The following is a 15413-nucleotide window of genomic DNA, read 5'->3' as shown; positions in this document are numbered from 1 at the left end:
TCAACCAACAACAGCCCCGGCCATTACGCCGGGGCTTTTTTTGCCCCCGCCATAATGCTATGTTCAGCGCCATTACCCACAACGCATTGCTGAACTGCTATGTCTTATCAAATTGAGCCGATCGGTATTGTCCGCTCGCCGTATAAAGAAAAATTTGCCGTCCCACGTCAGCCAGGGTTGGTACCCAGCGCTCGCTCTGAAATCCTTCTACAAGGAGAGGCTAATGCCCTCGAAGCAGTACGTGGACTGGAGCAGTTCAGCCACCTGTGGTTACTCTTTTTGTTTGATCAGAATCTGGAAGCTGGATGGCGGCCAACCGTCAGGCCTCCCCGCTTGGGCGGTAACGAGCGCATCGGTGTATTTGCCAGCCGGGCAACCTTTCGTCCCAATGGAATCGGGATGTCAGCCGTTGAGCTAATCGGTGTGCGCCAACAAGGCAGTGATGTCATCATCGAACTCGGCGGGGTCGATCTGGTTGACGGTACGCCGATTGTCGATATCAAACCTTATATCCCATACTCCGATAGTCTCCCCGAAGCCCATGGCGGCTTTGCTGATGGTGAGCCTGCTACCCTGCCTGTGGTCTTTACCGAAAAGGCCGAGGGCCAACTCACAGGTAAACAATTAGCCCGACAGCGTGCGGTGATTGAAGAAGTATTGGCACAAGACCCGCGTCCGGCTTACAAAAAAGGCAAAGCTGACGCCAAGGAATACGCGGTTCACCTGTTCGACTACAATGTTAAATTTACCGTCAGCCAGGACGCGGTCACCGTTATAGCTCTGGATAAGCCACTAGAAAAATAACCCGAGGTTATCTATACCCCGTAAATTCCAGTGGAAATTCTGGTTCCGGGTACCCCAATCCCTTTGGCTAACGGCCATTGGGCTGGTAGTATATGCGGTTACCGCCCTTAAAGGCGGCTGGGGCAAGCCCCAGATCCCCTTATTTTCATCAAACAAACGGATACCATCAATGCGTACCAGTAACTATCTTCTTTCTACCCTGAAGGAGACTCCAAATGACGCAGAAGTTGTTAGTCATCAGCTAATGCTTCGTGCAGGTATGATCCGTAAGCTGGCTTCAGGTCTTTACACCTGGCTGCCTACTGGTCTGCGCGTTTTACGTAAAGTCGAGAACATTGTTCGCGAAGAAATCAACAATGCAGGTGCTGTTGAAATTTTGATGCCCGTAGTTCAGCCGTTTGAACTATGGGAAGAGACAGGTCGATCTGAAAAGATGGGCGCTGAGCTACTTCGCTTTACTGACCGCCATGATCGTCCGTTTGTACTTAGCCCGACAGCAGAAGAAGTCGTTACCAGCCTTGTGCGTAACGAAGTGAGTTCTTACAAGCAGCTTCCGCTGAACCTGTACCAAATCCAGACCAAATTCCGTGACGAAAGACGCCCTCGTTTTGGTGCCATGCGTGCACGTGAATTTAGCATGATGGATGCCTACAGCTTCGACATCGACAAAGACGGCCTTAAGCAATCTTACGATGCGATGCATGAAGCATACTGTAAGGCATTCGACCGCATGGGTCTTGATTACCGCCCAGTACTGGCTGATACCGGTGCAATCGGTGGTAGTGGCTCTCACGAGTTCCACGTATTGGCAGAAAGCGGCGAAGACTTGATTGCCTTCTCTAGCGAGTCTGATTACGCGGCCAACATCGAAAAAGCAGAAGCACTAGCGCCTGCGACTGAACTTGCAGCGCCAACGCAAGAGATGACTCTGGTTGATACGCCAAACGCAAAAACGATTGCCGAGCTTGTTGAACAACACGGTCTAGCTATCGAGAAAACCGTTAAGACACTTTTCGTTAAAGCGTCTGAAGAGGTTGATGCCGACATCATCGCACTGATCATCCGTGGTGATCACGAGCTAAACGAAGTGAAAGCGGAAAACCTAAAAGAAGTAGCCTCTCCACTAGAGATGGCAACGGAAGAGGAAATCCGCGCACTTATCGGTGCAGGTCCAGGTTCACTTGGCCCTGTTGGCCTTGAACTACCATTTATCGTTGACCGCACAGTTGCTGTTATGAGCGATTTCGGTGCTGGCGCTAACGTTGATGACAAACACTACTTCGGCATCAACTGGGGTCGTGACGTAGAACTCGGCCAAGTTGAAGACCTACGTAATGTAGTTGAAGGCGACCCAAGCCCATGCGGCCAGGGTACTATCCAGCTTAAGCGTGGTATTGAAGTCGGCCATATCTTCCAGCTAGGTACTAACTACTCAGAGAAGATGAACTGTGGCGTACTTGGCCCTGATGGCAAAAACGTTATTCTAGAAATGGGCTGTTACGGTATTGGTGTATCACGTGTTGTTGCATCAGCCATCGAACAAAACCACGATGAAAACGGCATTATCTGGCCAGCTGCACTTGCACCGTTCCAGGTTTCTATCGTTCCAATGAACATGGCGAAATCAGCAGAAGTGAAGGAAGCAGCTGAAAAGCTATACGCTGACCTAACGGCTGCTGGTATCGACGTTCTGTTCGACGACCGTAAAGAGCGTCCAGGTGTTATGTTCGCAGACCATGAATTAGTGGGGATCCCACACACGATTGTGATCGGTAACCGCAGCCTAGAAAACGGCGAGATGGAATACAAAGATCGTCGTGCCGGCACCAAAGAAGGTGTTGCTGTAACCGATATCGTTGAGTTCGTTAAGCAGAAGCTGGCTTAACCTCAATTCGGTTATATATAAAAAGCCTCCCTTGCGGAGGCTTTTTTTTGCCTGTTATCCGGCACAGGTGCCTCATAGTTATAAGTCTATGTTCCACCATCAGTAAAAATGAGGATATAGTTATAGGAGGGATAAAAGAAAGGAGCACTATGGGTAAGGATACGCCACGGATCAGCTTAATCCTCACCGGGGGCGGGGCAAGGGCCGCCTATCAAGTCGGGGTTCTTAAAGCTATATCCGAATGGTACCCACGGGTTCATCACAGCCCATTCAGCATATACTGCGGCACTTCGGCTGGGGCGATCAATGCCACTTCGATTGCTTGCTACGCCTCCTGTTTCCGCTTGGGTGTCAAAAAACTCGAATGGATCTGGTCGCGCTTGCACAGTCGACGCATTTTTGCCACTACCCCACGGGGAATGAGCGGCTACCTCGCCAGTCAGTGGTTTGCCCGCTTGCAGGCTCATCACCATGAACGTCCCCCCTTTGGGCTGCTCAACAACCGTCCGCTACGCCAGCTTCTCAATCAGGTCAACAACTACTCCCGTTTGGAGAAACAAATTGCTGCCGGTAACCTTCATGGTATTTCCATTACGGCCTCCAGCTACAAAAGCGGCCACTCTGTCAGTTTTTTTCAGGGCCAACAAGGACTCAACGAATGGGACAGAGCCAAGTCGAAAGGCCGTCGCTCACTGATCACTACTGATCACCTCCTAGCCTCTTCTGCTATTCCTTTAGTGTTTCCCGCCACCCGTATCGGCCAGTCCTATTACGGAGATGGCTCGATCCACCAGCTAGCACCGTTGCGACCGTCACTCAAAATGGGGGCCGATAAAATATTGATCATTGACCTTATTAACCAGAAGGTTGATAGCCCGGACCACACCCAAGCCCCAGGCCTAGCGGCACTAGGAGGGCACCTGATGGATACCATTTTCAGTGATACACTCACCGCTGATCTGGAGAACCTTTCAAGGATCAATGCATTAATCGATAGCCTTCCCGAGGCTGAAACCAAACAAAAACTACGTAAAATCGAGCATATTCACCTGTCGCCTAGTCACTCTTTTGAGCATCTTGCCCGTAAGTATTACGGCCACCTTCCCCCCATGACCCGTGGCTTAATGCAGCTCATTGGTATCAGTCCCAAAGATGATGCGGCTATCACCAGTTATATCCTATTCGAGCCCGCATACATCCATGCCCTAATGAAGATGGGATATGAAGATACCCAGGAAAAAGAAGGTCATCTTCGCAGTTTCTTAATTAAATCAGATAATTAATAATATAAACTCCGTTTAGGTATTGAAATGGCTTAATAATTGCCTATAGTAAGTTCCTTATTATTATTTTGACATATGTATGGATCCACTCCACTGGAATGACAAGCAGGCAGATAGCCAATATGCAAAACCAAGGACCAAACCCCTTGGGGCTGATCAGCGCCTGCTATTGCTGCAAAAACTCCAGGGAAAACTAGACATTAGCCTGTTGTTTGACATATTCAGCCGTGAAGTTGAAAAACAGGTTGATATCAGTAGGTTAATTTGGAATTCAGACAATACGACCACCCTCGTACGTCAAGGCTCTGCCACTCAATACCGACAAACCTTTATCCTTCGCTTCAATAAACAAGATTTGGGTAAGCTGCAATACCATACGCCCTACGCGCTGGACAAAGACGAAGTCAATCTGCTCCACACCTACCATCGCTTGTTTGCAGGGCCGCTAGCATGCGCGCTTGAATACCGCCGAGTCAAAAACATGGCGTTACGTGACTATCTATCGGGTCTTGGTAACCGTAATAGCTTTGAACAGGATATTAACCACGCGATTGCGATGAGCGAAAGGCGTAATGTCGGCTTGGTATTGACTATGTTCGACCTCGACAACTTCAAACAGGTCAATGACCGCTTTGGCCATCCCGACGGTGACAAGGTGATCAGGCATTTCTCATTACTGCTGAAAAAATCGGTCCGCGCCACCGACCGTTGTTACCGCATTGGTGGTGATGAATTTGCGGTACTGCTCCAGCCTGCAACCGACTCATCCGCTCTGCATGTGATCCGCCGACTGGATGCCCTGATGGCTGACGATGCGACCTTACGCACACTGAATATAGGCTGCTCTAGCGGATTTAGTTCCTATCAAAAAGGCGATACCAACATCACCCTCGTCGACCGCGCTGACCGTCATCTGTACAAACAAAAGCGTACTCGCTAAATCCCCTGCCGTCCCCGATAAGTCTTTGGTATAGTAATACCAGCTAACATAAGCCTGCTTTCGCCAGCCCTCTGTTATTAAAATCAGTTGGTTGCCGAAATCACTGTTTATGAAGGACATACTATGAAAGTTTATGAGTGCTGCGAGCAAGTACGTATGATCTATGCACAGATCGGCGGTGGCGAGCTAGGTTATATCCCTAATGCTATTAGCTGTGCCGTCAAAGCGTTGAATGATATTGCAGCCAATGACACCTTACCTAAAGATGTCCGAGAGCGTGCTGCTTTTGCTGCTGCCAACCTACTGATGAGCGACCACGAGGACGCGTAATGAATGTAAGCAACTTCGAGAAAATGGATCCCATCATGCTAATGAGCATCGTCAATATGAAGATCCGCGATGAGTTCGGCGATCTGGATGCCTTGGTCAAGTTCTACGATATCGATAAAGAAAAGCTGGTTACCAAATTAGCCAATGCAGGATTTGACTACCTACCGGATGCCAAGCAGTTTCGATAAAGCGATTGGCGATTACAAAGGCTGATTCAAAACATTAAAAAAACGGAAGCCGTGGCTTCCGTTTTTTATTACATGAATACATAACCCAGTGCTTACTTCACTGTTAACCTAGCCTTTAAAGACAGGCAGTAGATTCGCCATCGCCAGTAAATGGAAGGCGGCTGTCAGTACCCCGAATGCAATTACCATATAAATAGTCGCATTCCCCCCTGGAACCACAAAACCTTCTTGTTCTGGTGCTCGTTGACGTAATGTTTTTGCCAACGTCGCCGGAATAATACAGGTCCAGATAGTAGCAGCAGCGCCAGCTAAACCAATCGCGGCAACAAAACCAAACGGTGCGACTAACGAGAACACTAATGGCGGAACAAAAGTCACGCCCCAGGTTTTTAGTCGGCCTTGTTTAGTATCAGCAAAGCCAAATAAGTCAGCCAAGTAATCGAACACACCTAATCCAACACCAATAAATGATGAGACAATCGCGGCAATAGAAAAGACATGTAGGGCTTGTTTAATGCTATTTGAATCAATGGCTGAAGTCAGTGCAGCCATTAAGGCATCCACACCGCCCCCCGCACTTACCACAGGGCCGAACTCTTGACGTGGTACATTACCAAAGATACAGATCACCCAGCCAAGATAGAATGTCAGTGCAATCAGAGTACCGCCAAGAATCGCTTTTTTGGCACGTTGCTCATCCTGATAGTAATCACGCATTGTACTCACCGAATGGTGATAGCCAAAAGAGGTTAACGCGACCGGCAACAGGGCTAACGCATAGCCTGAAAAAGCGCTCTCAGATTCGCTCTGGGCAAATAAAGTCGGCACACTAATATTTGAAGCCAACCCGGAAACACCCAATACAAAGCTGATGATCATAAAGAGGATCAATACAATTGAGATCCGGTCTACCGCACGGGTAGAGTGCAAAACAAAGGCCGAGCATATTGCAACAAACAGGACGGAAGCTAATTCGCGCGAGACACCTAGCATTTCGCTAAAGATCATACCGGATGATGAAATGTACGCGTAAAGCAGAATGCCCCCCACAAAATAAAGAGATAGGTTATTAATTAAATTAACCTTTCTGCTCAAGATATCTTTAGCGACAGTATTAAATGAAGCTTTAAGCTCATAATGCTTCAGTGCTTCTAGCAGTAACCAACCTGAAAGCGTCATCATGATCATCGTGACAGAAATGGCGATCACACTCCATAACGTCCACGCACCAGCACCTGCACTTGGCAACCCAAGCATGCCTGCTCCAACACAAACACTGGCGATAATACACGCGCCCCCAAGTGTGGATGGTTTACTCATAATGACTCCTAGACAATAGTAACGTATCAGCGTGCTAGTACAATAATGTACTCTGGCCGCTGACGCAACAGCAGAGGATTCATTTGGATAAAAGATAATCAGCCAGATGGAAATATTAGTTTACGGAGTCATGGTGACTTTTTATTTCGGGCAAGAAGCGATCAGGAAAGATAAAAGTAGCGCCTAACAAAAATCGCCCAGGCCTTTTGGTTAAAAAGGTCTGGGCGACGGTATCTGTTCTATCACTAACCGAAGTATCGCAAAATGGCTGATACCCATCAGCACAAGAAAATAACCTTGCGCTTAACTTGGTCAGTATTATTTCATCTGAGCAAAATAAGCGGCGACATTGGCAATGTCATGATCACTGAGCATAGAAGCCTGCGGCTGCATAACCATCGCCATCCCACCGGTACGCTCTTTATTTTTATACGCTTTCAGCGAACGGACCAAATACTGTTCGTTCTGACCTTTTAGGTTAGGATAACCAGGAATAACGGCGACACCATCTGCACCATGGCAGGCAGCACACACTGCGGCTTTGGATTTTCCTGCAACCGGATCACCTGCCGCCATCGCAGGACTCGCCATAACGGCAGCGAACATTACACAAGCTAGAACTTTCTTCATCAGGTCCTCATTATTATTTTCTATTATCCATGGTATCCCTGTGAACGGGATATAGCGCTGGCACGACAATACACTCAGCTGATTAAATTGTGCCTTTTTTCAACAACAAATACTAAATTAAGTCATGATATTGTGCACTTATTCCTGCTCGGAGTGCCATGTCAGGTCACAATCCTTACCGGCAAATGCTTCAACAACAAACAATCCGGCTACCGCGGCCAACTCTTCCCCATAGAACAACAATGGTGTCCTCCGTCGTTGCCAACTCGGCACTCCGTATTCCTGAAACAGTTTTTTCAACTTACGCTTACCCACCCGGCCAACAGGCTGAACTTCCAATCCGGCAGGCTCAAAGCGCACCGAAATCGACTCGTCATGCTGCGGCAAGCGTAATTGACCGTCTTGCGATTCAGCCAACAGCAATGACCCCAATGACGAGGGCAACTGGCAGCTTTGGTTTAAGCTCACTGACAGGATTGAACCGGAGACATCCGGCCTCGGCTGGACAACATACAAACGCTGCCTGAACCGGCGTACTTCCACCTTTCCCCAGCACACCTTGGGATTGGCATCCGGTTTGGCTAGTAATACGGAATGCCACACTTGCTCCAGTTGGGCCTGCGAGGGCATTTTCACCCCAACCTTAGTAAGCCAATAACGCAGCATCGCCTTGCCCCGCCGTTCGCTACCCGGTTTGTTTAGGTGCAGATAGGTGATATCCAAACTTTGATCGGCTGAGATAGCCTGGCTAAGTTGCTCTGCAAGCAGTTCCTGCAACAAAGCCTCCTGCTCACCGCATAACGCTGCGCTGCGAGCAACCGCTTTACGGATCCCCGGCCAGCGGCTATTCAACAGCGGAGTGATCTGGTGGCGTAGGAAGTTACGGTCATACCGTTCGTCACTGTTGCTTTCGTCTTCAACCCACTCAAGATTATGCTCGCTGGCATACTGCTCAATGGCCGCACGGGGTTGGTCAAGTAAAGGGCGGAGGTGCCAACCAGAAGCAAAGGCCATCCGCTGCGGCATCGCCGAAAGCCCTGCGGGTCCACTTCCCCTCTTCAACGCCAATAGAACGGTTTCTAGCTGATCATCAGCATGCTGGGCTGTCAGCAGCACATCACCCGGCTCAATATGAGCACGCAAGACGGCATAACGGGCATCTCTTGCCTGCTGCTCCACACTCATGCGCTTTCCCAACACCAGTGAAACCCGCTCGACCTCAATACTTACACCCGCCTCAGTGGCCCAGCCTTCACAATACTCAGCCCAACGGTCAGCATTGGGGCTAAGGCCATGGTGGACATGTACCGCCTTGCAACTTGCTTCTGGGTGGGCCTGAAGGTAGCGTCCCATTAAATGAAGAAGCACCCGTGAATCCATTCCACCGCTAAGGGCGAGGACAAACCGGGTCGGTTGTTCCACAACACGGGCAAGGTAGGTTTCTAGATTGGCATAAAGCATTGAGCAACATCCGAAATAACACACAGCGAAAGTATACCGCCTCAACAGCAATAGCGGGGAATACCACCATAAAAAAACGGGCCACCCGAAGGCAGCCCGTTAATAATCCATCATTGCTCGCTATCAGCAGTAACCGTAGCTCATTAGACGCTGGTAACGACGCTCAAGCAGAGCCTCGGTATCAAGTTGATCCAACTCTTCTAGCGTCGCCAGAATCTGCTTTTTCAATGATTCAGAGATTTGAGCAACATTGCGGTGTGCGCCACCTAGCGGCTCTTCGATAATGTTATCGACAAGCTCAAGCTCTTTCAGGCGGTCCGCCGTCATTCCCATCGCTTCGGCAGCCTGTGGGGCCTTGTCCGAATCACGCCATAGGATTGATGCACAACCTTCTGGGGAAATCACAGAATACGTAGAGTACTGAAGAATGTTCACACAATCCCCCACGCCAATTGCCAATGCACCACCAGAACCACCTTCACCCACAACGTTACAGATCACTGGAACCGTTAGGCCTGCCATCGCTTTCAGGTTGGTCGCAATCGCTTCAGATTGGCCACGCTCTTCCGCGCCCACACCAGGGTAAGCACCAGCGGTGTCGATGAAAGTAATAATAGGCATCTTGAAACGCTCGGCCATTTTCATCAGGCGAAGGGCTTTGCGATAACCTTCCGGCTTTGGCATACCAAAATTGCGCAGCACCTTCTCTTTGGTCTCGCGGCCTTTCTGGTGACCAATCACCATTACTGGGCGGCCATCCAAACGAGCGATACCGCCAACAAGGGCTTTGTCATCTGCAAACGCGCGGTCACCTGCTAATTCATCGAACTCGGTAAGCATGTGCTCAACATAGTCAAACGTATAGGGACGCTGTGGATGGCGTGCCAGCTGAGCGACTTGCCATGCACCTAGATCACCAAAGATCTTTTTGGTCAGCTCTAGGCTCTTCTTTTCAAGCTGCTCAATTTCTTTATCCAAATCAACCGATTCAGACTCATCACGGCGAGACACATCACGCAGTGCTTCGATTTTTGCTTCTAGTTCAGCAATCGGTTGTTCAAACTCAAGGAAGTTAAGGCTCATACCAATTCAGTCCTTTTGCTCATAATTATCAGTATCTATTACTGATAACTATGGGCTATTTTAATTAAACTCAAGCTCAACCTGCTTATCACCCAGCAATATTTTAAGATCAGAAATTAATTGATCTGCCGGGGTAACACGCCACTCCGTTCCCAGAGTCAGTTTGGCGCGAGCATTCGAGCGCTGATAATACACATTGACAGGTACAGTACCTGCCCGGTGCGGTTCCAGCACTTTGCTGAAACGTTCAAAAAACTGTTCATCAATTTGCCTCTCTGTTAACGAGATGGCAAGGCCGCGTAGGTGCTTTTCTCTCGCATCTGCGATGTCTAGCACTTCCCGGGCCGACATTTTAAGGCCGCCGTTGAAATCATCAAAGCTGACCTGTCCGGAAACAACCAGAATTTTATCTTTTTCAATGAGATCTAAGTGGCGATCCAAGGCTTCGGAAAATAACATGACTTCCATTCGGCCACTACGGTCATCAAGGGTCAAGATACCTATCCGGCTACCTCGTTTGGTCGTCATTACCCGAGCACCGATCACCAGACCGGCGACGCTCACTACTTTATCACGTCCAGTTGGATGGGCATCTTTCAAGCGCCAAGTCGTATAGTGCTTGAGCTCAGAGACATAGGCATTGATTGGGTGGCCAGTCAGGTATAAACCCAGCGTTTCGCGCTCACCTTCCAGCCACACTTTATCTGGCCATTCAGGGATATTGGCATACGCATGTTCCACTTCTTCCGGTGCTGCTGTCAGTACCCCGAACATATCGGCCTGACCGAACGCTTCAGCCTGATGGTGCTGACTGGCGGCACGGATAGCATCATCGAGAGTCGCCATCATCGCGGCACGGTTTGGACCAAGACGGTCCATGGCACCGGATTTTATCAATTTTTCCAATACTCGCTTATTCACTTTTTTAGTGTCAATGCGGGCACAAAAATCAAACAAATCCTTGAAGTGGCCATCTTTCTCACGCGCGGCAATGATATTTTCGATTGGGCCTTCACCCACCCCTTTCACCGCGCCGATACCATATACAATGGCACCCTTGTCGTCGACATTGAAGCGATATAGGCCCTTGTTGACATCCGGCGGTAGCAAGGTGATCTTCATTCGGTGACACTCATCCACCAAGCCAACAATTTTATCGGTATTATCCATATCTGCGGTCATTACCGCCGCCATGAACTCAGCCGGATAGTGGGCTTTCAGCCACAGAGTCTGGTACGACACCAAGGCATAAGCTGCGGAGTGGGATTTGTTGAAACCATAGCCAGCGAACTTCTCTACCAAGTCGAAGATCTTCATCGCCAACTCGCCGTCAACGCCGTTCTTCACCGCCCCTTCTTCAAAGGTGGCACGCTGCTTGGCCATCTCTTCTGGCTTTTTCTTACCCATTGCACGACGCAACATATCTGCGCCACCCAGGGTATAACCAGACAAGACCTGGGCGATCTGCATCACCTGTTCCTGATAGAGGATGATGCCGTAGGTCGGCTCCAGTATCTCTTTCAACGATTCGTGTTGCCAAGTCGCATCCGGGTAAGAGACTTCTTCTCGGCCGTGCTTACGGTCGATAAAGTTATCTACCATGCCCGACTGCAGCGGTCCAGGACGGAACAGGGCAACCAGCGCGATCATATCTTCGAAACTGTCGGGTTGTAGACGTTTGATCAAGTCTTTCATCCCGCGAGATTCCAACTGGAATACCGCGGTGGACTCGGAGCGCTGCAGCATCGCGAACGACTTGGCATCGTCCATCGGAATCGCGGCAATATTGACCGGCTCTTTCCCTTGCTCCTCACGTCGCGGGTTGATCATCCCCAGCGCCCAGTCGATGATCGTCAGGGTACGCAGGCCCAAGAAGTCGAACTTGACCAGACCGGCGGTTTCCACGTCATTCTTGTCGAACTGGGTAACTGGGTTGGCACCTTCCGCATCGCAGTACAGCGGGGCAAAATCGGTGATCGTGGTCGGTGAAATAACAACACCACCAGCGTGTTTACCGGCATTTCGGGTCACACCCTCAAGGATCCGACACATGTCGATCAGATCTTTGACTTCCTCATCCGCCTCATAGACCTGTGGCAGTTGCGGCTCGGCTTCGAATGCCTTAGCCAAGGTCATCCCCGGTTCAGCAGGCACCAACTTGGAGATCCGGTCAACAAAACCGTAAGGGTGACCCAGTACGCGGCCAACGTCGCGGATAACCGCTTTCGCAGCCATGGTACCAAAGGTGATGATCTGAGATACCGCATCCCGGCCATACATCTCGGCCACGTGATCAATAACCTGATCACGCTTATCCATACAGAAATCGATATCGAAATCGGGCATCGATACACGTTCTGGGTTAAGGAAACGTTCGAACAGGAGATCAAATTCCAGCGGGTCAAGATCGGTAATGTCGAGCGCATAAGCCACGAGGGAGCCCGCACCCGACCCACGGCCCGGACCAACCGGTACCCCGTTATCCTTCGACCACTGGATAAACTCCATTACGATCAAGAAGTAGCCCGGGAACCCCATTTGGTTGATAACCTTCAGCTCAATATCCAAACGCTCGTCATATTCCGGACGACGCTTGGCACGCTCCTCTTCATCTGGGAACAAGAACGCCAAACGGCGCTCCAACCCTTTCTCCGATTCCTTAACTAAGAAATCTTCGATGGTCATATCGCCCGTTGGGAAGTTTGGCAGGAAGTATTCACCAAGACGAACCGTGACGTTACAGCGCTTAGCTATCTCTACGCTGTTTTCTAGCGCTTCCGGAATGTCGGAGAACAACTCGCACATTTCGTCTTCGCTGCGCAGGTATTGCTGAGCGCTGTACAACTTAGGTCGGTTAGGATCGACCATGGTGTAACCATCATGGATAGCAACCCGGATTTCGTGGGCATCAAATTGATCAGGGTTGATAAAACGCACATCATTGGTTGCCACGACGGGTAAACCTACGTTCTCGGCAAGTTCAACGGCAAAGTGCAAATAAGCGTCTTCATCAGCACGACCGGTACGGACTAGCTCAAGGTAATAGGCGTCAGGGAAATGCTGCTGGTAAAATTCCACGCACTTGGTGACCAATTGCTGGTTACCTTTGAGCAGCGCTTTACCCACATCACCCGTTTTACCGCCCGACAGCAAGATCAGGCCTTTCTTATGCTCCACCAGCCACTCTTTATCCATCACCGGCAGGTGCTGGACATGGCCACGTTGGTAAGCCTTGGAAATAAGCATGGTCAGGTTCTGGTAACCGTCATTGTCGGCAGCCAGTACCGTCAAGTCACACAGCTCCTCGCCCATATCATCGGACATTACCTTGAAGTCAGCACCGATGATCGGCTTCATGCCGGCACCTTGGGCCGCAAAGTAGAATTTCACCAAACCGCACAGGTTGGTAAAGTCCGTCAGCGCCATCGCAGGCATGCCCATCCCGGCCACGGTTTTCACCAGCGGCGGTACTTTGGATAGACCATCAACCATAGAGAAGTCACTGTGGACACGAAGATGAATAAAGCGAGGTTCAGCCATGACTAACCAGAATAGAGTTGTTCACAAAACAAGACGGTGATTATAGCCCAAAGCACCATGGCTGTTGACTCTAATCACCACCTTTTACTAATGCAGATTTTAAAGGGATGCAAAAACCCACAATTTGGCAAGATTATATACCCAGTCACATCAAGCAGCCCAACAGGTAGGTCGCTTGAGATTATTTGAGGGCAAACAAACTCAATCGAGCCCGAGGATACGCTTGACCGGTTTGAAGCTCTTACGGTGCTGCTCAATCGCCCCATGTTCGGACAAAGCTTCAAAATGTGCCTTGGTCGGGTAACCCTTATGCTTGGCAAAGCCATATTGCGGGTACTCAGCATCAAGCACTTCCATCTCGCGATCACGCGTGACTTTAGCCAGAATCGAGGCTGCACTGATTTCAGCCACCCGCAAATCGCCCTTCACTACCGCCTGCGCTGCCATCGGCAGTTCAGGAATGCGGTTACCATCTACCAACACGAAGTCAGGCTGAACAGCAAGCCCAGCAACGGCTCGCTGCATCGCGACCATGGTTGCCTGCAAGATATTAAGCTGATCAATTTCTTCCGGCTCACAGCGACCCAATGACCAAGCCAGCGCCTTCTCCTTGATTTCATCAAACAGCAGGTTTCGCTTCTTCTCGGACAATTTTTTCGAGTCTGTGAGCCCTTCAATTGGCTTCGCCGGATCCAAAATTACCGCTGCGGTAACCACCGCGCCCACCAATGGGCCGCGACCAACTTCATCAACACCGGCAATGCAAGTTGCCAGTGGATATTCAAACGGTTCTAGTTCTTTGCTCATTTTACTTATCAATTAGTTGCAGGACTGCCGCTGCGGCCTTCTGATCCGCATTACACTTGATCAGCTGGTGCAGATGGGTAAATTCGGCCATCAACTCGGAATTATCAGCACTCAAGAAACGGTTCACTTCCACCGCCAAATTTTCTGGGGTGCAATTATCTTGCAGCAGCTCAGGCACCAACTCGCGATCGGCCAGGATATTGGCCAGCGATACATATTTGGTCTTGAGCATCTTGCTAGCCAGCCACGCCGTCAGCGGTTTAACCTTGTAACCCACCACCATCGGCCTTTTGACCAACATGCACTCCAACGCCACCGTACCGGACGCTAACAGCACTGCATCTGAAGCAATCATGACATTGCGCGCGGTATCATCCACCAACACGAAATCGAGCTCAGGCGCAGTTTCACGCCATGCCAGTTCAAATTGCTCCCGACGCTTCTGGTTGACTAAGGCCACCACAAAACCAAGATCAGGATGCTGAGCTTTTAGCTGCTTGCAAGTCTCAATAAACGGTGGGGCCAACAGTTCCATTTCACCGCCACGGCTACCTGGCAATACCGCTAACCAGCGCTTATCCTGCTCCAGCCCCAGCAGCTTACGGGCGGCAAACTGGTCGGTTTGCATTGGAATAGCGTCGGCCATGGTGTGGCCAATAAACTCACACGGCACATTAAATTTATCGTAGAAGGCTTTCTCAAACGGCAGGAAGGCCAACACCAGATTGGTAGCGGCTTCAATTTTAAAGATACGTTTTTGACGCCATGCCCAGACTGATGGGCTGACATAATGCACCGTTTTGATCCCAGCATCTTTGAGGTTCCGCTCTAGGCGGAGATTGAAATCCGGCGCATCAATGCCCACAAAGACATCCGGTGGGTTATCGGTGAAGAACTTAACCAGCTCGGCCTTGACCTTGAGTAGCCTTGGCAAGCGACCAAGCACTTCAACAATGCCCATGACGGCCAGCTCTTCCATATCAAACAGCGTCTCACAGCCTTCAGCCTGCATTCGCGGACCAGCGATACCGACAAACTCGGCATCCGGATACTGCTCGCGCACCGCTTTCATAAAGCCGGCACCTAAAATATCGCCGGAGATTTCCCCGGCGACAATTCCTATTCGAAGTGGCTTCGTCATA

General features: G+C 50.0%; 13 protein-coding genes. 6 read left to right on the top strand and 7 right to left on the bottom strand.

The annotated features are described in order from the left end of the window. Positions 1-99 precede the first annotated feature (99 nt). The 6 genes from tsaA (at position 100) to ACVA58_RS22375 (ending at position 5430) form a co-directional block, all read left to right on the top strand. Positions 100-804 carry a tRNA (N6-threonylcarbamoyladenosine(37)-N6)-methyltransferase TrmO gene (tsaA, locus tag ACVA58_RS22400; protein ID WP_446512574.1) on the top strand — a complete coding sequence of 235 codons (705 nt, stop codon included), beginning with the start codon at positions 100-102 and terminating at the stop codon, positions 802-804. Between the two features lie 169 nt (positions 805-973). Further along, positions 974-2689 (top strand): proline--tRNA ligase, encoded by a 1716-nt coding sequence (locus tag ACVA58_RS22395; protein WP_446512573.1) that lies wholly within the window; start codon positions 974-976, stop codon positions 2687-2689. Positions 2690-2838: 149 nt separating this feature from the next. Next, positions 2839-3972 carry a patatin-like phospholipase family protein gene (locus tag ACVA58_RS22390; protein ID WP_446512572.1) on the top strand — a complete coding sequence of 378 codons (1134 nt, stop codon included), beginning with the start codon at positions 2839-2841 and terminating at the stop codon, positions 3970-3972. A gap of 79 nt (positions 3973-4051) precedes the next feature. Next, the gene (locus ACVA58_RS22385; protein WP_446512571.1) at positions 4052-4912 is read left to right on the top strand and encodes a GGDEF domain-containing protein; all 861 of its coding nucleotides are present in this window, start codon (positions 4052-4054) and stop codon (positions 4910-4912) included. Between the two features lie 123 nt (positions 4913-5035). Beyond that, positions 5036-5242 (top strand): YaeP family protein, encoded by a 207-nt coding sequence (locus tag ACVA58_RS22380; protein ID WP_446512570.1) that lies wholly within the window; start codon positions 5036-5038, stop codon positions 5240-5242. Then, entirely contained in the window at positions 5242-5430 is a 189-nt protein-coding gene (locus ACVA58_RS22375) for a DUF4250 domain-containing protein (protein WP_446512569.1), read from the top strand. The genes ACVA58_RS22380 and ACVA58_RS22375 overlap by 1 nt, the downstream gene beginning before the upstream one ends. Positions 5431-5538: 108 nt before the next feature. Here the strand turns inward: ACVA58_RS22375 and ACVA58_RS22370 are convergent, their stop codons facing one another. The 7 genes from ACVA58_RS22370 to lpxB all read right to left on the bottom strand — a co-directional run bounded on the left by ACVA58_RS22370 (position 5539) and on the right by lpxB (position 15412). Next, the gene (locus ACVA58_RS22370; RefSeq protein ID WP_446512568.1) at positions 5539-6750 is read right to left on the bottom strand and encodes an aromatic amino acid transporter; all 1212 of its coding nucleotides are present in this window, start codon (positions 6748-6750) and stop codon (positions 5539-5541) included. 318 nt (positions 6751-7068) lie between these two features. Beyond that, positions 7069-7380, bottom strand: a complete 312-nt coding sequence (locus tag ACVA58_RS22365) for a c-type cytochrome (protein WP_446512567.1) — start codon at positions 7378-7380, stop codon at positions 7069-7071. Between the two features lie 138 nt (positions 7381-7518). Further along, positions 7519-8841 carry a tRNA lysidine(34) synthetase TilS gene (gene tilS, locus ACVA58_RS22360; RefSeq protein WP_446512566.1) on the bottom strand — a complete coding sequence of 441 codons (1323 nt, stop codon included), beginning with the start codon at positions 8839-8841 and terminating at the stop codon, positions 7519-7521. A gap of 123 nt (positions 8842-8964) precedes the next feature. Then, positions 8965-9924 (bottom strand): acetyl-CoA carboxylase carboxyl transferase subunit alpha, encoded by a 960-nt coding sequence (gene accA, locus ACVA58_RS22355; RefSeq protein ID WP_446512565.1) that lies wholly within the window; start codon positions 9922-9924, stop codon positions 8965-8967. A gap of 60 nt (positions 9925-9984) precedes the next feature. Then, positions 9985-13464 (bottom strand): DNA polymerase III subunit alpha, encoded by a 3480-nt coding sequence (gene dnaE, locus ACVA58_RS22350; protein WP_446512564.1) that lies wholly within the window; start codon positions 13462-13464, stop codon positions 9985-9987. Positions 13465-13665: 201 nt separating this feature from the next. Next, positions 13666-14271 carry a ribonuclease HII gene (gene rnhB / locus ACVA58_RS22345; protein ID WP_255042497.1) on the bottom strand — a complete coding sequence of 202 codons (606 nt, stop codon included), beginning with the start codon at positions 14269-14271 and terminating at the stop codon, positions 13666-13668. Between the two features lies 1 nt (position 14272). Further along, positions 14273-15412: a lipid-A-disaccharide synthase gene (gene lpxB / locus ACVA58_RS22340; protein ID WP_446512563.1), complete on the bottom strand. Its 1140-nt coding sequence runs from the start codon at positions 15410-15412 to the stop codon at positions 14273-14275. Between the last annotated feature and the right edge of the window lies 1 nt (position 15413).

Source organism: Photobacterium sp. DNB22_13_2 (assembly GCF_052873915.1).
Note: the sequence above shows the minus strand (reverse complement) of the source record. Positions and strands in the feature narration are given on the sequence as shown.

Bases quoted from the DNA above. Each gene is read 5' to 3' on its own strand.
- accA (WP_446512565.1), bottom strand. From the start codon at position 9,924: ATGAGCCTTAACTTCCTTGAGTTTGAACAACCGATTGCTGAACTAGAA.
- ACVA58_RS22375 (WP_446512569.1), top strand. From the start codon at position 5,242: ATGAATGTAAGCAACTTCGAGAAAATGGATCCCATCATGCTAATGAGC.
- ACVA58_RS22370 (WP_446512568.1), bottom strand. From the start codon at position 6,750: ATGAGTAAACCATCCACACTTGGGGGCGCGTGTATTATCGCCAGTGTT.
- lpxB (WP_446512563.1), bottom strand. From the start codon at position 15,412: ATGACGAAGCCACTTCGAATAGGAATTGTCGCCGGGGAAATCTCCGGC.
- ACVA58_RS22395 (WP_446512573.1), top strand. From the start codon at position 974: ATGCGTACCAGTAACTATCTTCTTTCTACCCTGAAGGAGACTCCAAAT.
- rnhB (WP_255042497.1), bottom strand. From the start codon at position 14,271: ATGAGCAAAGAACTAGAACCGTTTGAATATCCACTGGCAACTTGCATT.
- tilS (WP_446512566.1), bottom strand. From the start codon at position 8,841: ATGCTTTATGCCAATCTAGAAACCTACCTTGCCCGTGTTGTGGAACAA.
- ACVA58_RS22380 (WP_446512570.1), top strand. From the start codon at position 5,036: ATGAAAGTTTATGAGTGCTGCGAGCAAGTACGTATGATCTATGCACAG.
- dnaE (WP_446512564.1), bottom strand. From the start codon at position 13,464: ATGGCTGAACCTCGCTTTATTCATCTTCGTGTCCACAGTGACTTCTCT.
- ACVA58_RS22390 (WP_446512572.1), top strand. From the start codon at position 2,839: ATGGGTAAGGATACGCCACGGATCAGCTTAATCCTCACCGGGGGCGGG.
- ACVA58_RS22365 (WP_446512567.1), bottom strand. From the start codon at position 7,380: ATGAAGAAAGTTCTAGCTTGTGTAATGTTCGCTGCCGTTATGGCGAGT.
- tsaA (WP_446512574.1), top strand. From the start codon at position 100: ATGTCTTATCAAATTGAGCCGATCGGTATTGTCCGCTCGCCGTATAAA.
- ACVA58_RS22385 (WP_446512571.1), top strand. From the start codon at position 4,052: ATGGATCCACTCCACTGGAATGACAAGCAGGCAGATAGCCAATATGCA.